17 protein-coding genes are annotated in these 20,058 nt (G+C 57.6%); 8 read left to right on the top strand and 9 right to left on the bottom strand.

Annotation, left to right across the window (positions count from 1 at the left end; genetic code table 11):
* Positions 1–74 precede the first annotated feature (74 nt).
* The 4 genes from htpG (at position 75) to CWR52_RS06945 (ending at position 5,244) form a co-directional block, all read left to right on the top strand.
* Complete coding sequence (htpG, locus tag CWR52_RS06960; RefSeq protein ID WP_104949236.1) at positions 75–1,949, top strand: molecular chaperone HtpG; 1,875 nt, start codon at positions 75–77, stop codon at positions 1,947–1,949.
* A gap of 195 nt (positions 1,950–2,144) precedes the next feature.
* The gene (adk, locus tag CWR52_RS06955) at positions 2,145–2,789 is read left to right on the top strand and encodes an adenylate kinase (RefSeq protein WP_006809841.1); all 645 of its coding nucleotides are present in this window, start codon (positions 2,145–2,147) and stop codon (positions 2,787–2,789) included.
* Positions 2,790–2,914: 125 nt separating this feature from the next.
* A complete protein-coding gene (gene hemH, locus CWR52_RS06950; RefSeq protein ID WP_045909746.1) occupies positions 2,915–3,877 on the top strand; it encodes a ferrochelatase in 963 nt (320 codons plus the stop codon).
* A gap of 62 nt (positions 3,878–3,939) precedes the next feature.
* The gene (locus tag CWR52_RS06945; protein ID WP_045909745.1) at positions 3,940–5,244 is read left to right on the top strand and encodes an inosine/guanosine kinase; all 1,305 of its coding nucleotides are present in this window, start codon (positions 3,940–3,942) and stop codon (positions 5,242–5,244) included.
* 527 nt (positions 5,245–5,771) lie between these two features.
* Here CWR52_RS06945 and ybaL read toward each other — a convergent pair.
* Both ybaL and CWR52_RS06935 read right to left on the bottom strand, forming a co-directional pair.
* Positions 5,772–7,448 carry a YbaL family putative K(+) efflux transporter gene (gene ybaL, locus CWR52_RS06940; protein ID WP_045909744.1) on the bottom strand — a complete coding sequence of 559 codons (1,677 nt, stop codon included), beginning with the start codon at positions 7,446–7,448 and terminating at the stop codon, positions 5,772–5,774.
* Positions 7,449–7,678: 230 nt separating this feature from the next.
* A complete protein-coding gene (locus CWR52_RS06935) occupies positions 7,679–8,887 on the bottom strand; it encodes an MFS transporter (RefSeq protein WP_104949235.1) in 1,209 nt (402 codons plus the stop codon).
* 161 nt (positions 8,888–9,048) lie between these two features.
* On the opposite strand from CWR52_RS06935, the gene ushA reads away from it, so the two are divergent.
* Complete coding sequence (gene ushA / locus CWR52_RS06930; protein WP_104949234.1) at positions 9,049–10,701, top strand: bifunctional UDP-sugar hydrolase/5'-nucleotidase UshA; 1,653 nt, start codon at positions 9,049–9,051, stop codon at positions 10,699–10,701.
* 122 nt (positions 10,702–10,823) lie between these two features.
* Here the strand turns inward: ushA and ybaK are convergent, their stop codons facing one another.
* The 3 genes from ybaK to copA form a co-directional block, all read right to left on the bottom strand.
* The gene (ybaK, locus tag CWR52_RS06925) at positions 10,824–11,303 is read right to left on the bottom strand and encodes a Cys-tRNA(Pro)/Cys-tRNA(Cys) deacylase YbaK (RefSeq protein ID WP_008499307.1); all 480 of its coding nucleotides are present in this window, start codon (positions 11,301–11,303) and stop codon (positions 10,824–10,826) included.
* Positions 11,304–11,502: 199 nt separating this feature from the next.
* Positions 11,503–12,297, bottom strand: a complete 795-nt coding sequence (locus CWR52_RS06920; RefSeq protein ID WP_104949233.1) for a TraB/GumN family protein — start codon at positions 12,295–12,297, stop codon at positions 11,503–11,505.
* A 50-nt stretch (positions 12,298–12,347) separates the two neighbouring features.
* On the bottom strand, positions 12,348–14,846 hold the full coding sequence (gene copA / locus CWR52_RS06915) for a copper-exporting P-type ATPase CopA (protein WP_104949232.1): 2,499 nt from the start codon (positions 14,844–14,846) through the stop codon (positions 12,348–12,350).
* 108 nt (positions 14,847–14,954) lie between these two features.
* Here copA and cueR point away from each other — a divergent pair, with 108 nt between their 5' ends.
* Positions 14,955–15,365: a Cu(I)-responsive transcriptional regulator gene (cueR, locus tag CWR52_RS06910; RefSeq protein WP_045909739.1), complete on the top strand. Its 411-nt coding sequence runs from the start codon at positions 14,955–14,957 to the stop codon at positions 15,363–15,365.
* Here cueR and CWR52_RS06905 read toward each other — a convergent pair.
* Both CWR52_RS06905 and CWR52_RS06900 read right to left on the bottom strand, forming a co-directional pair.
* A complete protein-coding gene (locus CWR52_RS06905) occupies positions 15,362–15,814 on the bottom strand; it encodes an NfeD family protein (RefSeq protein WP_104949231.1) in 453 nt (150 codons plus the stop codon). The two genes, cueR and CWR52_RS06905, sit on opposite strands and share 4 nt — an antisense overlap.
* On the bottom strand, positions 15,811–16,725 hold the full coding sequence (locus CWR52_RS06900; RefSeq protein ID WP_008499312.1) for an SPFH domain-containing protein: 915 nt from the start codon (positions 16,723–16,725) through the stop codon (positions 15,811–15,813). The genes CWR52_RS06905 and CWR52_RS06900 overlap by 4 nt, the downstream gene beginning before the upstream one ends.
* A 109-nt stretch (positions 16,726–16,834) precedes the next feature.
* On the opposite strand from CWR52_RS06900, the gene fetA reads away from it, so the two are divergent.
* Both fetA and fetB read left to right on the top strand, forming a co-directional pair.
* Complete coding sequence (gene fetA, locus CWR52_RS06895; RefSeq protein WP_104949230.1) at positions 16,835–17,506, top strand: iron efflux ABC transporter ATP-binding subunit FetA; 672 nt, start codon at positions 16,835–16,837, stop codon at positions 17,504–17,506.
* Positions 17,499–18,281 (top strand): iron efflux ABC transporter permease subunit FetB, encoded by a 783-nt coding sequence (fetB, locus tag CWR52_RS06890; protein ID WP_104949229.1) that lies wholly within the window; start codon positions 17,499–17,501, stop codon positions 18,279–18,281. The genes fetA and fetB overlap by 8 nt, the downstream gene beginning before the upstream one ends.
* 87 nt (positions 18,282–18,368) lie before the next feature.
* On the opposite strand, the gene CWR52_RS06885 is transcribed toward fetB, so the two are convergent.
* Both CWR52_RS06885 and CWR52_RS06880 read right to left on the bottom strand, forming a co-directional pair.
* Positions 18,369–19,223: a co-chaperone YbbN gene (locus CWR52_RS06885; protein WP_023293125.1), complete on the bottom strand. Its 855-nt coding sequence runs from the start codon at positions 19,221–19,223 to the stop codon at positions 18,369–18,371.
* Positions 19,224–19,281: 58 nt separating this feature from the next.
* A complete protein-coding gene (locus CWR52_RS06880) occupies positions 19,282–20,052 on the bottom strand; it encodes an SDR family oxidoreductase (protein ID WP_023617270.1) in 771 nt (256 codons plus the stop codon).
* Positions 20,053–20,058: the final 6 nt, after the last annotated feature.

Raw genomic sequence — 20,058 nt, 5'->3', positions numbered from 1 at the left:
ATTTCCCCCCGTATCCCCATCTCTCACTCAACGTTTTAAAACCCCATTAAATGGCATTGTTGAGGTCGACATAGATGAAAGGACAAGAAACCCGTGGTTTCCAGTCAGAAGTAAAACAGCTTCTGCACCTGATGATCCATTCCCTGTATTCCAACAAAGAAATTTTCCTGCGTGAGCTGATTTCCAACGCCTCGGATGCGGCGGACAAGCTGCGCTTCCGCGCGCTGTCTAACCCGGATCTGTACGAAGGCGACGGCGAGCTGCGCGTGCGCGTCTCGTTTAATAAAGAGAACCGCACCCTGACCATCGCCGATAACGGCATCGGGATGAACCGCGACGAGGTGATCGACCACCTCGGGACCATCGCGAAATCTGGCACCAAAGCGTTCCTGGAGTCCATGGGCTCTGACCAGGCGAAAGACAGCCAGCTTATCGGCCAGTTCGGCGTCGGTTTCTACTCGGCGTTCATCGTGGCGGACAAAGTCACCGTGCGCACCCGTGCGGCGGGCGACAGCGCCGAGAACGGCGTGCTGTGGGAGTCCAAAGGGGAAGGCGAATACACCGTTGATGACATCACCAAAGCGGATCGCGGCACCGAAATCACCCTGCACCTGCGCGAAGGCGAAGACGATTTCCTGAACGACTGGCGCGTGCGCTCCATCATCAGCAAATATTCTGACCACATCGCCCTGCCGGTTGAGATTGAAAAACAGGAAGAGAAAGACGGTGAAACCGTGGTTTCCTGGGAGAAAATCAACAAGGCGCAGGCGCTGTGGACGCGCAACAAGTCTGAGATTAAAGACGACGAGTACAACGAATTCTACAAGCACATCGCCCACGACTTTACCGACCCGCTGACCTGGAGCCACAACCGTGTGGAAGGTAAGCAGGAATACACCAGCCTGCTGTACATCCCGGCACAGGCGCCGTGGGACATGTGGAACCGCGATCACAAGCACGGCCTGAAGCTGTACGTGCAGCGCGTCTTCATCATGGACGACGCCGAGCAGTTCATGCCGAACTACCTGCGCTTTGTGCGCGGCCTGATCGATTCCAACGATCTGCCGCTGAACGTCTCCCGTGAAATTCTGCAGGACAGCACCGTCACCCGTAACCTGCGCAACGCCCTGACCAAACGTGCGCTGCAGATGCTGGAAAAACTGGCGAAAGACGATGCGGAAAAATATCAGACCTTCTGGAAACAGTTCGGTCTGGTGCTGAAAGAAGGCCCGGCTGAAGACATGGCGAACGTTGAAACCATCGCCAGACTGCTGCGCTTTGCTTCTACGCACACCGACTCCTCCGCGCAGACCGTGTCGCTGGAAGAGTACGTCTCCCGCATGAAAGAAGGGCAGGAGAAGATCTACTACATCACCGCCGACAGCTACGCCGCGGCGAAGAGCAGCCCGCACCTGGAGCTGCTGCGTAAGAAAGGCATCGAAGTGCTGCTGCTTTCCGACCGCATCGACGAGTGGATGATGAACTACCTGACCGAGTTCGACGGTAAGGCGTTCCAGTCCGTTGCCAAAGCCGACGAGTCTATCGACAAGCTGGCGGATGAAGTGGATGAGAACGCGAAAGAAGCCGAGAAGGCGCTGGAGCCGTTCGTTGAGCGCGTGAAAACCCTGCTGGGCGACCGCGTGAAAGAGGTGCGTTTCACTCACCGTCTGACCGACACCCCGGCCATCGTCACGACCGATGCCGACGAAATGAGCACCCAGATGGCGAAGCTGTTCGCGGCAGCGGGTCAGGCGGTACCGGAAGTGAAATATATCTTTGAGCTTAATCCGGATCATCCGCTGGTGAAACGCGCGGCGGATACCCAGGACGACGCCCGCTTTGCCGAGTGGGTTGAACTCCTGCTGGATCAGTCCCTGCTGGCCGAACGCGGCACGCTGGAAGATCCTAACCTCTTCATTAAACGTGTGAATGCGCTGCTGCTGGCGTAATTGACCACGCCTCTCCTGGTCTTCTCCCTTTCCCCGAGGGAGAGGGCCAGGGTGAGGGCACCAGACCGCACTATCCCAAATTATCTCCCCCCATTAACCGTTTCAGCCTTCCTGCCTTCCTTGAGCGATGCCCGTTCTGGTGGTATTGTTTAGCGCTTTTGAAAAATTGAAACGACTTTTGAGGGGATTTTCGCAATGCGTATTATTCTGCTTGGCGCTCCGGGCGCGGGTAAAGGAACTCAGGCTCAGTTCATCATGGAGAAATACGGTATTCCGCAAATCTCCACCGGTGATATGCTGCGCGCCGCTGTTAAATCTGGCTCCGAGCTGGGTAAACAGGCGAAAGACATCATGGACGCAGGCAAGCTGGTGACCGACGAGCTGGTGATTGCTCTGGTCAAAGAGCGCATTGCTCAGGAAGACTGCCGTAACGGTTTCCTGCTGGACGGTTTCCCACGCACCATTCCTCAGGCTGACGCCATGAAAGAAGCGGGCATCAACGTGGACTACGTTCTGGAGTTCGACGTACCGGACGAGCTGATCGTTGACCGCATCGTTGGTCGTCGCGTACACGCAGCCTCTGGCCGCGTTTACCACATCAAATTCAACCCGCCTAAGGTTGAAGGCAAAGACGACGTGACTGGCGAAGAGCTGACCACCCGTAAAGACGATCAGGAAGAGACCGTGCGCAAGCGCCTGGTGGAATACCATCAGATGACCGCGCCGCTGATCGGCTACTACACCAAAGAAGCGCAGGCGGGTAACACCAAATACGCCAAAGTCGACGGCACCAAAGCCGTGGCTGACGTACGTGCAGAGCTGGAAAAAATCCTCGGCTAATTGCACTTCTCTCACCCGGGCCCTCCGGGTGAGAAATATTCTCATCTTACCTATTGCAGCAATGGGTTCCGTTTAAACGCATTTCCGCTACAATTGACAACCATTCAAATGGTTAAGAGGCGTGAATGAGTCAGGCGAAAACCGGCATCCTGCTTGCCAATCTGGGCACTCCAGAAGCACCTACATCAGACGCGGTAAAACGCTACCTGCGACAATTTTTAAGCGACACGCGCGTCGTGGATTTTCCGCGACTGCTGTGGTGGCCGCTGCTGCGTGGCGTCATTCTGCCGATTCGTTCTCCGCGCGTCGCCAAACTTTATCAGTCCGTGTGGATGGAAGAGGGCTCGCCGCTGATGGTTTACAGCCGTCGCCAGGAAAAAGCGCTGGCCGCCCGCCTGCCGGAGATGCCTGTCGCGCTCGGCATGAGCTACGGCAAACCCTCTCTGGAAAGCGCGGTAGAATCCCTGCTGGCGCAGGGCGTGGACCATATCGTCGTGCTGGCGCTCTACCCGCAGTACTCCTGCTCGACGGTGGCCGCCGTCTGGGACGAGCTGGCGCGCATTCTGGCGACCCGCCGCCGCATTCCGGGCGTGACCTTTATTCGCGACTACGCGGATAACGAGCTGTACATCAAGGCGCTTGCCAACAGCGCGCGCGCGTCGTTTGAAAAGCACGGCGAGCCGGATCTGCTGCTGCTCTCCTATCACGGTATCCCACAGCGATTCGCCAATGAAGGGGATGATTACCCGCAGCGCTGCCGCGATACCACGCGCGAGCTGGTCTCCGCCCTTGGCCTGCCGCCGGAGAAGGTGATGATGACCTTCCAGTCGCGCTTCGGCCGCGAGCCGTGGCTGACGCCGTACACCGATGAAACCCTCAAAATGCTGGGTGAGAAGGGCGTGAAGCACATTCAGGTGATGTCGCCGGGCTTCTCGGCCGACTGTCTGGAAACGCTGGAGGAGATCGCGGTGCAAAACCGGGAATTTTTCCTGGAGGCTGGCGGCGAAAAGTACGAGTACATTCCGGCGCTTAACGACTCGCCTGAGCATATCGACATGATGGTCTCACTGGTGACGAACAGCCGCTGATCGCACTCCGGGCCGGGTTTGTGCTACCATTCCCGGCCCATATTCTTCGTACAGTTCAGACCATGAAATTTCCCGGTAAACGTAAATCCAAACACTACTTCCCCGTCGATGCCCGCGATCCGCTCCTGCAGCAAATCCAGCCAGAAAATGAAACCAGCGCGGCGTGGGTCGTCGGTATCGACCAGACGCTGGTGGACATTGAAGCGAAAGTGGATGATGCGTTTGTCGCCCGTTACGGTCTGAGCGCCGGTCACTCGCTGGTGATTGAAGATGACGTTGCCGAAGCGCTGTACCAGGAGCTGGTGCGCGAAAACCTGATTACCCATCAGTTCGCCGGCGGTACCATCGGCAATACCATGCATAACTACTCCGTGCTGGCTGACGACCGTTCGGTACTGCTCGGCGTGATGTGCAGCAATATCGAAATCGGTGGCTACGCCTATCGCTACCTGTGCAACACCTCCAGCCGTACCGATCTGAACTATCTCCAGGGCGTCGACGGGCCGATTGGCCGCTGCTTTACGCTGATCGGCGAATCCGGCGAGCGGACCTTTGCCATCAGTCCTGGGCATATGAACAAGCTGCGCGCGGAAAGCATTCCTGAAGAGGTGATTGCGGGCGCCTCGGCGCTGGTGCTGACCTCCTACCTGGTGCGATGCAAGCCGGGCGAGCCGATGCCGGAAGCGACCATGAAGGCGATTGAGTACGCGAAGAAGTACGACGTGCCGGTCGTTCTGACGCTGGGCACCAAATTCGTGATTGCCGATAACCCAGAGTGGTGGCAGGCGTTCCTGAAAGAGCACGTCTCGATTCTGGCGATGAACGAAGAGGAGGCCGAAGCGCTGACCGGTGAAAGCGATCCGCTGCTGGCGTCCGATAAAGCGCTGGACTGGGTGGATCTGGTGCTCTGCACCGCGGGCCCTGTCGGACTGTATATGGCTGGCTTCACGGAGGAAGAGAGCAAACGCAAAACCCAGCACCCGCTGCTGCCCGGCGCGATTGCCGAGTTTAACCAGTACGAGTTCAGCCGCGGCATGCGTTACAAAGATTGCATTAACCCGCTGCGCATCTACTCTCACATCGCGCCATATATGGGCGGTCCGGAGAAGATCATGAACACCAATGGCGCAGGCGACGGCGCGCTGGCCGCGCTGCTGCACGACATTACCGCCAATGCCTACCACAAAACCAACGTGCCGAACTCCAGCAAGCATAAGTTCAGCTGGCTGACCTATTCGTCGCTGGCGCAGGTGTGCAAGTACGCCAACCGCGTAAGCTATCAGGTGCTGAACCAGCACTCACCGCGCTTAACGCGTGGCCTGCCGGAACGGGAAGACAGCCTCGAAGAGGCGTATTGGGATCGGTAAATGTAAAAAGGCAACGTAAGTTGCCTTTTTTAATGTTTGTTCCCTCTTCCCGTGGGCTGAGGAATCCCCACAAAATAATACCAGCACGGACGACCCCCTCTCCCTTGAGGGAGAGGGCTGGGGTGAGGGGGAACATACGGCTCTGGTGGTCATTCCGTTCACTTTATGTTCCTTGCTACTCTGTAAGGACATGGCCGGTGAACGTGCCAGGGCGGCTCAATCGCCACCGCCCTGGCGACCCGGGCTCCCGGCGGTAAATCGCCGCTTCGCGGTGCCTTCGGCTTATTCCTTCCGGCTTTTCGGGGACGGGCGGAGGTAACGTCCCTGTAAAGCCCGCCCTCTCGGCGCATCCATGCGCCTCGCCCCGGCCTACAGGAAACGCCTCAGCGATTTACAGCCGGACCAGGGCATCGCTGTAAGCCATTCATTTTCCTGAAGTCACATGCATCGCTTCAGGTATAAAATTACTGGGGATTCCTCACCCCTGTGGGAGAGGGCCAGGGTGAGGGCATCAGACTGCACCAAACTTACCCCGTCACCGCCTCTTCAACCGGCGGTTTCTCCAGCAGCGTCAGCATCGTATTCGCAATCTCGCGCTCGCCCATCACCACCTTATCTGCACCGCGCTCGGTAATGTACTCCACCTCGTCGTCATAGTGCGCCCGGGCGATAATCTCAATCGTTGGGCACTTCGCGCGCGCGGAAGCCACTATCTCACCCGCTTCATAGCCGTTGGGTATGGTGAGCAGCAGCCAGCGGGCGCAGTCCAGATGCGCCAGATTCATGATCTCTTCGTTCGCCGCATTGCCCAGCACCGCGCGAATACCGCGCTCGCGCAGCTCGTCGACGCGGGTGCGTGAGGTTTCAATCACCACCAGCGGGATACCCTGCGCCATCAGCTTCTCGCCGAGCAGGCTGCCCACGCGGCCAAAGCCGACCAGCAGGGCGTGATTGCAAATATCCACCGGGATCTGCTTCTCTTCTTCGATGGCCTCTTCCAGCGTCTGCTCTTCCAGCGTTTCGGTTTTGTCGAGGTATTTTTCCAGCAGGGCAAACAGGACCGGGTTCAGCATAATCGACAGGATCGCCCCCGCCAGCACCAGGTTTTGCCCCGCCTGCGGCAGCAGGTTCAGGGCCATGCCCAGACCGGCCAGAATAAAGGCGAACTCGCCAATCTGCGCCAGGCTGGCGGCAATGGTCAGCGCCGTCCGCGGGGAGTGACCGAACATTCGCACCAGGAAGAAGGCGGCGAGCGACTTACCAAAAATAATGATCGCCAGCGTGCCCAGTACGGCCAGCGGCTGCTGGATCAGCACCAGCGGATCGAACAGCATCCCGACGGAGACGAAGAACAGCACGGCAAACGCATCGCGCAGCGGCAGCGTATCGTGCGCCGCACGGTGGCTCAGCTCGGATTCGTTCAGCACCATCCCGGCGAAGAACGCGCCCAGGGCAAAGGAGACATCAAACAGCTCAACGGCACCAAAGGCGATGCCCAGCGCCAGCGCCAGCACGGAGAGGGTAAACAGCTCGCGGGAGCCGGTCGCTGCGCTGCGGGACATGATCCACGGTACCAGACGGCGGCCCACCAGCATCATGATGGCGATAAACGCCACCACTTTACCGATGGTGATGCTCATATCCAGCGCCAGCGAGGCGAAGCCGACGTTGTCTTTTTCCATCATCCCGGCGACGGCGGGCAGCAGCACCAGCGTCAGGACCATGACCAGATCTTCAACAATCAGCCAGCCAATCGCGATCTGCCCGCGCTGGCTGTCAATCAGCTGTCTCTCCTCAAGCGCGCGCAGCAGCACCACGGTACTGGCGGTTGAGAGACACAGCCCAAATACGATGCCGGTCATTAACGACCAGCCCAGCACGGCCGAAAGAGCCATCCCAAGCAGCGTCGCCACCCCTATCTGGGCGATCGCTCCCGGTATGGCAATCGACTTTACCGCCATCAAATCCTTCAGGGAAAAGTGCAGACCGACGCCAAACATCAGCAGAATCACGCCCAATTCCGCCAGTTCAGGGGCCAGTTTGGTATCCGCAACGAAACCTGGCGTGAACGGTCCCGCCAGCACACCTGCCAGCAGATAGCCGACAAGAGGAGAAATACGCAGTTTATTGGCAATCATGCCGAGGATAAAAGCGAGCACAAGTCCACCAACAATGGTGGTGATAAGCGGTGTGGCGTGGTGCATTCCGTCTCCTTTCGTTGTGGGTGTTCCTTTTTGGTGAAAAACCAAAAAACCGAGTAATAGTTTATGACAATTTTTACTCTTATGTTTATGAATAATTGTTGAAGTTTGAATAAAACAGCAATATGCGCGTAAAAAAGCGCATTTTGATAAATTCAGCGAGAGGAGAAAGAAGAAACCCTTATGGCATCAGGGTGTCAGGCAGCCAACGTCACACTTTGGCTGCCCGTAATTCACGCTTTGTGGCGGTTATCAGGCAGGAATATGGTCAACATCCCAAGAAGTGGCAGGAAAGCGCAGATTTTATAAACCAGGAAGATGCTGGTGTGATCCGCAACCATCCCTAACACCGCTGCACCCAGCCCGCCCATGCCGAAGGCAAAACCGAAAAAGAGTCCGGAAACCATACCGATACGGCCAGGCAGCAGCTCCTGAGCATAGACCAGAATGGCGGAAAACGCGGAAGCGAGGATAAAACCAATAATCACGGTTAAAATTCCCGTCCATTCAAGGCTGGCGTACGGCAAAATGAGGGTAAAGGGCGCCACGCCGAGGATAGAGCCCCAAATGACATATTTACGCCCAATCTTATCCCCCACAGGCCCGCCAATGACCGTACCGGCCGCAACGGCGAACAGAAAGGCAAACAGATGGAACTGCGCGTTTTGTACCGATAATCCGAATTTTTGCATCAGATAAAAGGTGTAATAGCTGCTGATGCTCGCCATATAGAAGTATTTCGAGAAAATCAGTATCAGCAGGACGGCCACCGCCAGGATAACCTTATTGCGCGGCAGGGGATTGATAACCTTCGCTTTAGGTTTTCCTTTATTGACGCGATGCTGAGCGGCATACCAGCGGCTGATCTGCGCCAGCACGATAATCGCCAGCAGCGCGGCCAGCACAAACCACGCCACGTTGCCTTTACCGTAAGGGGCAATAATCACCGCGGCCAGCAGCGGGCCGAGAGAGCTACCAAAGTTACCGCCCACCTGGAAAAGTGACTGCGCCAGACCGTGACGACCACCGGACGCCATCCGCGCCACGCGGGAGGACTCCGGATGGAACACGGACGAGCCGGTACCCACCAGCGCGGCGGCGATCAGCACGGCTTCAAAACTCCCGGCCATGGCGAGCAGCACCAGACCGCTTAGGGTAAAGCACATGCCGATCGGCAGCGACCACGGCATCGGGTATTTATCCGTCCAGTAGCCCACCACCGGCTGAAGCAGCGAGGAAGCCAGCTGGAAGGTCAGGGTGATCATCCCGATCTGCACGAAGGTTAACGAAAACTCGGACTGCAGCAGCGGATAAATTGCCAGAATCAACGACTGGATCATGTCGTTGAGCAGGTGTGAAAGACTGATTGCCCCTAAGACTTTAAAGGAGGTGCGCGACGCCGGCGCGCCCGGAACGGGCTGGGTTGATTCACTGATTGCCATAAATACCACGTTTTGTTAGCAGAAGTGCAGGGAGTAATTATTATCCGACTAACATACCCGCCTGCGACATTTGAAGAAAGTCGCAATTATGAAAACTTATTTGTCTATTCTTATTAGTCACTGTAATTTCTGCCTTTGTCTATTGGTCAGGGAGAGAGAAGATGAAGTTAATGAAGCGGGGCGTCGCGCTGGCGCTCATCGCGGCGTGGGGGCTGGTAAGCCTGCCCGCGCAGGCGTATGAAAAAGACAAAACCTATAAAATTACCATTCTGCATACCAACGACCACCACGGTCACTTCTGGCGCAGTGAATACGGCGAATATGGCCTGTCGGCGCAAAAAACGCTGGTGGATGGCATTCGCAAAGAAGTGGCGGCTCAGGGCGGCAGCGTACTGTTGCTATCAGGCGGTGATATTAATACCGGCGTGCCGGAATCCGATTTGCAGGACGCCGAACCCGACTTTCGCGGCATGAATCTGATTGGCTACGACGCGATGGCCGTCGGTAACCATGAATTTGATAATCCGCTGACCGTACTCCGTCAGCAGGAAAAATGGGCCAAATTCCCGTTCCTCTCCGCCAATGTTTATCAGAAAAGCACCGGCGAACGCCTGTTTAAACCCTGGGCGCTGTTTAAGCGTCAGGATCTGAAAATCGCGGTCATCGGCCTAACCACTGACGATACGGCGAAAATTGGCAACCCTGAGTTCTTCACCGATATCGAATTCCGTAAACCGGCAGACGAAGCGAAGCTGGTGATTCAGGAATTGCAGCAGAACGAAAAACCGGACGTGATTATCGCCACCACCCACATGGGCCACTACGATAACGGCGAGCACGGCTCCAATGCGCCCGGCGACGTCGAGATGGCGCGCAGCCTGCCCACGGGCTCGCTGGCGATGATTGTGGGCGGTCACTCACAGGATCCGGTGTGTATGGCATCCGAGAACAAAAAGCAGGTGGACTACGTGCCGGGCACGCCGTGCGCGCCGGACCGTCAAAACGGTATCTGGATTGTGCAGGCGCACGAGTGGGGCAAATACGTGGGCCGGGCGGACTTTGAGTTCCGTAACGGCGAGATGAAGCTGGTCCACTACCAACTCATCCCGGTCAACCTGAAGAAGAAAGTCACTTACCCGGACGGGAAAAGTGAGCGCGTACTTTACACGCCAGAGATTGCAGAGAACCAGCAGATGCTCTCCCTGCTGACGCCGTTCCAGAACAAAGGCAAGGCGCAGCTGGACGTGAAGATTGGCACGCTCAATGGCCGCCTTGAAGGGGACCGCAGTAAAGTTCGCTTCGTGCAGACCAACATGGGCCACCTGGTGCTCGCGGCGCAAATGGCGCGCACCGGGGCTGACTTTGGCGTAATGAGCGGCGGCGGCATTCGTGATTCCATCGAAGGTGGAAACATCACCTATAAAGACGTCCTGAAGGTGCAGCCGTTCGGTAACGTGGTGGTTTATGCCGACATGAGCGGGAAAGAGGTTGTTGAGTACCTGACCGCTGTGGCGCAGATGAAGCCGGATTCCGGGGCCTATCCGCAGTTTGCTAACGTCAGCTTCGTCGCGAAAGACGGCAAGCTTAACGACCTGAAGATCAAAGGCGAACCGGTTGACCCGGCTAAAACCTACCGTCTGGCGACGTTAAGCTTTAACGCTACCGGCGGCGACGGCTATCCGCATATTGATACTAAACCGGGATACGTGAACACCGGCTTTATCGATGCGGAAGTGCTGAAACAGTATATCGAGCAGAATTCGCCGATTGACGTGAATGCCTATGAGCCAAAAGGCGAGGTGAGCTGGCAGTAGTGCCGTGCGGCCTGATGCCCTCACCCCAACCCTCTCCCACCGGGAGAGGGCGCGAACACAAAAAACGGTAACGCCTGTTACCGTTTTGCTTTTACCTCGTAGCCGCCACCCGGCTTTTTCTTTTACTCCCGTCGCGCAATATCCGCAAACTTCGCGTCCAGCATTTTCGCCAGATCGCCCGCGGCCAGCTCAATATCCAGCCCGCGCTTGCCGCCGGAAATATAGATGGTCTCAAACTCCTGTGAAGGGGCATCGATCAGCGTCGGCAGGCGTTTTTTCTGCCCGAGCGGGCTGATGCCGCCCACCAGGTAGCCCGTGGTGCGCTGCGCCACCATCGGATCGGCCATATCCACCTTCTTTGCCCCCAGCGCTTTGGCGACTTTCTTCAGATCCAGCTGTCCTGCCACGGGCGTCACCGCGACGGCGAGGTGCTTCATATCGCCGTTCACCGCCACCAGCAGCGTTTTATAAACCTGGTCAGCGTTCAGCCCCAGCTTGCGCACCACTTCATCACCAAAGTTGGTCTCGTTCGGATCGTGATCGTAGGTGTGGATCCGGAAAGAAATATTGTTTTTTTCGAGTAATTTAACGGCGGGAGTCATAGCTATCCTTCTTACGACAGACAAATCATGCAGCCAGCATACGCCTGACGTTTGTCTAAAAAATAGCACCATCTTGCGCAATAATGTTGGCAGTGATGGTCACTTTGAGCGACAATCGGCTCAACCGAAGGTCTCCTTCGGCATAATAAAAACGATGAAATTCCTCTTTGACGGGCCAATAGAAATATTGGCCATTTTTTTATTTTAACAGCGACGGCAAATTCCCTTCTCCGTACAAATGTAACGCCCCAACCGCCACCACGTAATGCCCCGCAGGTAACGCATGCAGCGTCTGCCGCCAGGCTTTGTTGCGCGCGTTCATCAGCACGTCATACAGCGATTCGCTGAACGTCGACGGTAACGCCAGCCTGCCGTCCGCGGGCGGCGCATCCAGCCACCAGCCAATCATGGTCTGCAGCAGGCGCGCGTTGGTGTGCCAGTGGGTCAGCGTATCATCCAGCAGCATCAGACCGTCGTCGGGAAGCTGTCGCAGGAGCGCAATCTGGCTGTCCGTTCCTTCCAGCTCGATGATGGGCAGGCTGCGCGCCCTTGCCGCGTTCAGCAGCTGGTAATCAATGCCGTAATCACCGCGCAGGCCCAGACGCTGCGCCTGCGTAGCCTGCAATACCATCGCGATTTGCCAGAGCGGGAGGGTGTCAATCATGGAGAGCGAGACGCCGGTTTCCTCGGCGACGCGCGTCAGTTCCGCAAGCTGGGCTTCATCCAGGCGCTCCGCCAGTGTGAGATCGCTCTCGAGCCCGGCAAACGGTGACTCCTGACCCGAAATGTCCGCCTCAACGACCAGCGCATCGGCGTGTTTTAGCAGTTTAATCAGGCCGGGTGGCAGGGGAGACATATCCTGTGTGCCCATATGGATGCTGCCAACCAGGTGCAGATGTTGCCCGCCGGGAAGCGAAATATCCAGACCGGGCCAGGCGTAACGGCGAGGGAAAAGGGCGCGAAACGATGTTTTTATACGATGAAACAGACCCATACGCGCTCCATAAACGGAAAGGTTCATGCTAGCGCGTACGGGTACAAGGTTCAATCCTTCGGTTTAAACCGCAACAGCCGGTTGGCGTTGCTGACCACGGTGATGGAGGAGAGCGCCATCGCCGCACCCGCGACGACCGGATTAAGCAGCGTGCCGGTCAGCGGCCACAAAATGCCGGCAGCAATCGGGATGCCGAGCGAGTTGTAGATAAACGCCCCCAGCAGGTTCTGCTTCATGTTGCGCAGCGTAGCTTTCGAAATGGCTAGCGCATCGGCCACGCCCATCAGGCTGTGGCGCATCAGCGTGATGGCCGCGGTTTCGATGGCTACGTCGCTGCCGCCGCCCATTGCGATCCCCACATCCGCCTGGGCCAGCGCCGGGGCATCGTTGATGCCGTCGCCGACCATCGCCACCTGACGGCCCTGACGTTGCAGGTTTTTAATGGCGTCCGCTTTGCCGTCCGGCAGTACGCCCGCAATCACCTCATCAATACCGGCTTCTTTCGCGATGGCGTTGGCGGTGGTCGGGTTATCCCCGGTCAGCATCACCAGACGATAGCCCGCACGGTGCAGGCGCTGTAAGGCATCCACGCTGTCCTGGCGAAGCGGATCGCGCACGGCCAGCAGCGCGGCGGCTTTGCCATCCACCGCCAGCAGAACCGGGGTGGCGCCCTGTGACGCCTGCGCCTTCAGCTCACTTTCCAGCGCGGCGGTATCAATGCCGTTTTCATTGAGCAATGCCTGGTTGCCAAGCAGCAGCGTGTGGCCTTCTGCTTCACCGCTCACGCCGAGTCCGCGCAGGGTGCGGAAGTTGCTCACCTGCGGCAGGGCAGATGCATTGGCTTTATCGAGAATGGCGCGCGCCAGCGGATGGCTGGAGCCTTGCTCCAGCGCGGCGGCGAGACGCAGTGCATCCTCTTCCGAAATGCCCACGGTGCGGACGGCGACTACCTGCGGTTTACCTTCGGTCAGCGTACCGGTTTTATCAAACACCAGCGTGTCCAGGGTGCTGGCCCGCTGCAGCGCGTCCGCATCCCGCACCAGCACGCCAAATTCGGCCGCGCGGCCTACGCCGGAGATAATCGACATTGGCGTCGCCAGACCAAGGGCACAAGGGCAGGCGATGATCAGCACCGTGGTGGCGATCACCAGGGTATAAACAATCTGCGGCGCGGGGCCGAAGAAGTACCAGATCGCCGCACTCAGCAGGGCAATGCCGACCACCACCGGCACAAAAATGGCCGAGATTTTATCAGCAAGCTGGCCAATTTCCGGCTTGCTGCTCTGCGCCTGGCGCACCATGCGAATAATACGCGACAGCGTCGTGTGGCTACCGACGGCGCTGGCGGTGAACAGCACGCTGCCGTCCTGCACGACCGTACCGGCATGCACGGCGTCGCCGTCTGATTTCTGCTGAGGGATAGGCTCCCCGGTCAGCATCGCTTCATCCAGCCAGGCTTCGCCCTGAGTTATCTTGCCGTCAACGGGAACCCGGTCGCCGGTAGTCAGACGCAGCGTCATGCCGGGCTGAACTTCCGCCAGCGGGACGCTTTTTTCCCCTTCGTCCGTGACCACGCGGGCCGTCGGTGGGGTTAAATCGAGCAATCTTTCGAGCGCTTTCGAGGAGCGCTGGCGGGCGCGGGCTTCCAGCATATGGCCTAAGTTAATCAGGCCGATAATCATCGCGCTCGCTTCGTAATAGAGATGCCGCGCTTCCATCGGGAACCACTGGGGCCAGACGTTCACGCTCATCGAATAGAGCCACGCCGCGCCGGTCCCGAGGGCGACCAGGGTATCCATCGTCGCGGTGCGATTTTTCAGGCTCTTCCAGGCACTGGTATAGAAATGTCCGCCTGCAAACACCATCACCGCAAGGGTAATCAGACCAATCACCAGCCACAGCGTGCGGTTGTCGTCGGTGACCATCATGTTGTCGCCGAGCATGCCCCACACCATCACCGGAATACCGACCAGCAGGGCGACAATCGCCTGCCAGCGGAAGCGCTTCATGGTGGCGATAGCCGTTTCCTGCTGGCGCTCGCGGCGTTCGGCATCATCTTCGATGGCCTCCGCGCCGTAGCCCGCTTTCTCAACGGCCTGCACTAACTCTGCGGCGGAGGCGCTGCCCATTACCAGCGCAGTACGCTCCGCAAGATTGACCCGTGCCTGCGCGACACCCGGTACCGCCTGCAGGGCGTTTTGTACCCGGGAGACGCAGCTGGCGCAGCTCATGCCGTTGATCAGCAGCTGTTGGCTGTCATCAATATCATCCGCTGCCGGAAGCTCAGGAGTGGCCGCTGTCAGTGCTTCCGACGGGGATGATGACTCTGCCAGCGGTTTAGCCTTTGGGTGGCTTAACTCCGCCCCGTAACCGGCCTGCTTGATGGTATCAATCAGCGCATCCGCGCTGGCGCTGCCGGTCACGGCGGCATGATCGATAGTCACGTCAGCGCTTTCAACGTCAGGACGCTGTTCCAGGCTTTCTTTAACACGTTTGACGCAGTGGCCGCAGGAGAGGCCGTCCAGCGTCAGGTCGATAGTGTGAGACATAACAAAACTCCCGTATAATATATTGGTCAGTTGTTGACCGGAGTAACGCTTTTCGCTAACTGTTATGAAGGTTAAACCTTCCATCAAGGGGAAGGTCAAGGGGGAAATGTGAATATCAGTGACGTGGCAAAAAAAACCGGCTTAACCAGCAAGGCGATCCGCTTTTATGAAGAGAAGGGGCTGGTAACGCCACCGCTGCGCAGTGAAAACGGCTACCGCAGCTACACGCAGCTGCATCTGGATGAACTGACGCTGCTGCGCCAGGCAAGACAGGTCGGTTTTAATCTGGAAGAGTGCGGCGAGCTGGTTAACCTGTTCAACGATCCAAAGCGTCACAGCGCCGACGTGAAAAAACGCACGCTGGAAAAGGTGGCCGAAATTGAACGCCATATCGTCGAGCTACAGGCGATGCGCGAACAGCTGCTGCAGCTCGCGGCGTCCTGTCCGGGTGATGACAGCGCCGACTGCCCGATTATCGATAACCTTGCCGGCTGCTGCCACCGCAAAACCCACGCTTAGCAGGCTTTGACCCGCAGGGTAATGCCTTCCACCGCGACGACCTCAACCCGCGTGCCGGCGCTGAGGTCGTCGTCGGCCACCACCGGCCACGAGCTGTCGCCCACCCGCATGTGCCCGCGCCCGTTTACCAGCGCGCTGTCGAGGGTAAAACGCTTGCCGACAATCTGCTGTCCGCGCTGGTTAAGGTGGGCGTCGACCGGTTTCTGCTCGTTAACCTGCCGGTTAAGCCAGCGCCACCACAGCCAGGCGGCCACCAGCGTTAGCACGGCAAACAGCGCGCCCTGCCACGCCCAGTCCAGGGGAAGGATCCAGACCAGAAGACCGGTAATGACGGCGGCAACGCCGCTCCAGAGCAGGTAGCCGTTGCCGCCCAGCATCTCCGCCGCCAGCAATAAGCCGCCGAGGCTTAGCCAGAAGGCATGAGGATGTGCAACGATCAGCTCAATCATTTTTTACGCTCGTTTCCGCTGTCCTTGATCAGTTCGGCTATGCCCGCGATAGAGCCCATCAGGCTGCTGGCATCCAGCGGCATCATCACCACTTTGCTGTTGTTCGCGGAGCCGATCTCTTTCAGCGCGTCGGTATATTTCTGCGCGACAAAATAGTTCACGGCCTGAATATCACCGGCGGCAATGGCCTCAGACACCATCTGGGTGGCGCGGGCTTCCGCTTCGGCGGAACGTTCACGCGCTTCCGCCTGCAAGAACGCGGACTGACGATCGCCTTCCGCTTTCAGGATCTGAGACTGCTTTTCCCCTTCCGCTTTCAGGATTTCCGCTTGACGCACCCCTTCGGCTTCAAGAATATAGGCGCGCTTGGTTCGCTCGGCTTTCATCTGGGCGTTCATGGAAGCGATCAGCTCCGCCGGTGGACGCACATCGCGGATCTCGATGCGGGTGACCTTGATCCCCCACGGGTTGGTGGCCTCATCGACAATGTGCAGCAGGCGAGTGTTGATGCTGTCGCGCTGGGAGAGCATTTCGTCCAGCTCCATCGAGCCAAGCACGGTACGGATGTTGGTCATCGTCAGGTTGACGATCGCCAGCTCCAGGTTGCTCACCTCATACGCCGCTTTCGGGGCATCAATGACCTGAATAAAGCAGACGGCATCAATGGTGACGTTGGCGTTATCTTTCGAGATCACTTCCTGAGAAGGGATATCCAGCACCTGCTCCATCATGTTGATCTTGCGACCAATTCTGTCCATGAACGGGACGATCAGGCTTAAGCCGGGCTGCAGCGTGTTGGTGTAGCGACCGAAACGCTCAACGGTCCACTGGTAACCCTGAGGGACAATTTTGACGCCAGCACCCACGATAACCAGCGCAACGAAAATAAGGACAGGAACAACGATAAGCATTAAAACCTCCTGTTTTGCATGCTGTGGGGGGGAATGACATGTTTGTTGTCGGTAAGTATAAAGGATTATGCCAGGCGCTGTAGTAATAAAGATAACGGCAGGGAGTACGATGAACAATAAAACCAGGCTTTTGCAGATTAAGGATGTCGGCTTGCGTGTGGGGAATAACACTATTCTTCAGCACGTCGATTTTTGCCTTTCACCTGGCGAATTTAAGCTTATTACCGGGCCGTCAGGCTGCGGTAAAAGCACGCTTTTTAAGATCGTGGCCTCGCTCCTGAGCCCAACATCGGGTGCGGTGATTTTTGAAGGGCAAGATATCGCCACGCTCTCGCCGGAAAGCTATCGCCAGCAGGTCTCGTATTGCGTACAAACCCCTACGCTTTTTGGTGAGACGGTTTATGACAACCTGATTTTCCCGTGGCAAATCCGCAATAGAACGCCGGAGCCGGAAAAATTTCTCAGCGATCTCGCCCGCTTTGGCCTGGCGAAGGAGACGCTGACCAAATCCATCAATGAACTCTCAGGCGGCGAAAAGCAGCGGGTCTCGCTGATCCGTAATCTGCAGTTCCTGCCGAAGGTACTGCTGCTCGACGAGATCACCAGCGCGCTCGATGACGCCAACAAACGCAACGTCAACGAAATTATTCATCGTTACGCTCGGGAGCAGAACATTGCCGTGCTATGGGTGACGCACGACTCAAATGAAATTGCCCATGCGGATGACGTCATCACGCTCCAGCCGCACGGCGGAAAAATGCAGGAGGCAAACCGTGGGTGAACACAACATTACCAATGAATCGCTGGCCTTTTCGATGGTGCTGGTGCTGATTGCGATTGTGGTCAGCTACCGCGAAAAGCTGGGGCTGGAAAAAGATATCGTATGGAGTATCTGCCGCGCGGTGATTCAGCTCATCATCGTCGGCTATGTGCTGAAGTATATCTTCAACGTTAACCACGCGGTGCTGACGCTGCTGATGGTGCTCTTTATCTGCTTTAACGCGGCCTGGAATGCGCAAAAACGCAGTAAATACATTGATAAAGCGTTTATCTCGTCGTTTATCGCGATTACCACCGGAACGACGCTCACCCTGGCGGTGCTGGTGCTCTCCGGCTCGATTGAGTTTACGCCGATGCAGGTTATCCCTATCTCGGGGATGATTGCCGGGAACGCGATGGTGGCCGTTGGGCTCTGTTATAACAACCTTGGCCAGCGATTCAGCAGCGAACAGCAGCAGTTGCAGGAGAAACTCAGCCTGGGGGCAACGCCCAAAGTGGCCTCGGCGCGGCTGATTCGTGAGAGCATTCGTTCATCGCTGATCCCAACGGTAGATTCCGCCAAAACGGTGGGGCTGGTGAGCCTGCCGGGCATGATGTCGGGGCTGATTTTTGCCGGTATCGATCCGGTAAAAGCGATTAAGTACCAGATCATGGTGACGTTTATGCTGCTTTCCACGGCAAGCCTGTCGACCATCATTGCCTGCTACCTGACCTATCGGAAGTTCTACAACGCGCGCCACCAGCTGGTGGTGACGCAGTTGAAAAAGGTGCGGTGATTGTGCCGGGCGGCACTGCGTTTGCCCGGCCTACGGTTCGTGCTTTTGTAGGCCCGGTAAGGCGAAGCCGCCACCGGGCAAAGTGCATCAATATAACAACGCGTACAGCTGACGGCGATACTTCGACGCCAGCGCGTCTCCGGTGCCCAGCGCGGCCAGGATCTCCTGGAACATCTTACGCGCCTGACCGTCTGCGGCTGCCAAATCTTTTTGCAGATGGCTGAACAACAGCTCCAGCGCCTCTTCGTTACGCCCAACCTGGTGCAGCTGCAGCGCCAGCTGGCTTGCCAGCGCGGCGTCGGCCGGGTTGTCGGCAACTTGCTGCTGCAGCTGCTGAATTTCCGGGGTGTCCGCCGCCTGTTTCAGCAGCTCAATCTGCGCGACCAGACCCTGATAGCGAGTGTCCTGATCCTGTAGCGGAACGGTCTTGAGTACGGCTTCTGCGTCTTCTGAGCGGTGCAGGGCGATCTGCGTCTCCGCCAGCAGCAGGCCAATCTGGCTGTTCTGTTTTGACAGCTGCCACGCCTCTTTGAGCAGCGGCAGCGCCTCGTCGTATTTGCCTTCCTGCATCAGCGCCATGCCTTCCTGCGCTTTCAGCTCTTCTTCGCGCGGCAGCACCTTATCCAGCAGGGCGCGGATAGCCTCTTCAGGCTGTGGCCCCTGGAAGCCATCAACAGGCTGGCCGTTCTGGAACAGATAGACGGTAGGAATGGCGCGCAGACCAAACTGAGACGCGACCATCGGCTCGGCGTCACAATCCAGTTTCGCGAGAATGAACTGACCGTTGTACTGGGCGGCAAGGCTTTCCAGCACCGGCGTCAGCTGCAGACAGTGTTGGCTGCGTTCAGACCAGAAGTAGAACAGGACCGGTTTGGTCATCGACTGTTCAAGGGTCTGTTGCAGGTTAGCTTCTGTGATATTGACGATATTCTGTACGGACATGCGGCTTTCTCTTTTGTCGGTGTGTTCTTTACATGGGGATGCGCGTCGGCGCTTCAACTCAACCGTGTAAAATTTTGTCCATTATCCGGCCCGGCAGCAGGCGTTTTAACCAGCCGACGGCATGGGTGACCAGTGTCACCGGATAGCGCATTTTGGGATGTTCACTCTCAAAAGCATGGCGCACTTTGGCCACCACCGCCTCTGGCCCGAGGGTAAAACGTGCGGCGATGCCGGGGTTTTCGACCGGTTTATCCGCCTGCGTCTGGTTAACGTTTTCGGTAAAGCGGGTGCGGATCGGGCCGGGTTCAATCAGGCTGACCTTAATGCCGCTGTGGCGTAACTCCATGCGCAGGGCGTCGGACCAGGCCTCCAGCGCATATTTGCTCGCGGCGTAGGCGCCGCGGCCCGGGGTGGAAATCAGTCCCATCACCGATGACGTCATCACGATGCGCCCTTCACCGTGCGGCAGCATCGCGGGGAGCAGACGCATGGTGAGCTGATGTACGCCGAAAAAGTTGGTCGAAAACTGCTTCTCCAGCGTTTCGCGGGAGAGGGTGTCCAGCGGGCCATACACGCCGTAGCCGGCATTATTAAACAGGCCGTACAGACGATTACCGGTCAGTGCGATCACCTCATCCGCGGCGCGCTCAACGCTCTCCGGTGAGTCCATATCCAGCAGCACGCCGGTAAAGCCCAGCCCGTTCATGCGTTCGACATCGTCGGGTTTGCGGCAGGCCGCCAGAACCCGAAACCCCTGGCGCTTCAATTCGAGCGCGCTTTCCAGGCCGATTCCGCTGGAACATCCTGTAATTAAGACCGATTTTTGCATAACTTT

The organism is Enterobacter sp. SGAir0187, assembly GCF_002952735.2.
Lineage (GTDB): Bacteria > Pseudomonadota > Gammaproteobacteria > Enterobacterales > Enterobacteriaceae > Enterobacter > Enterobacter quasiroggenkampii.
This window is presented reverse-complemented; position numbering and strand designations above follow the sequence as displayed.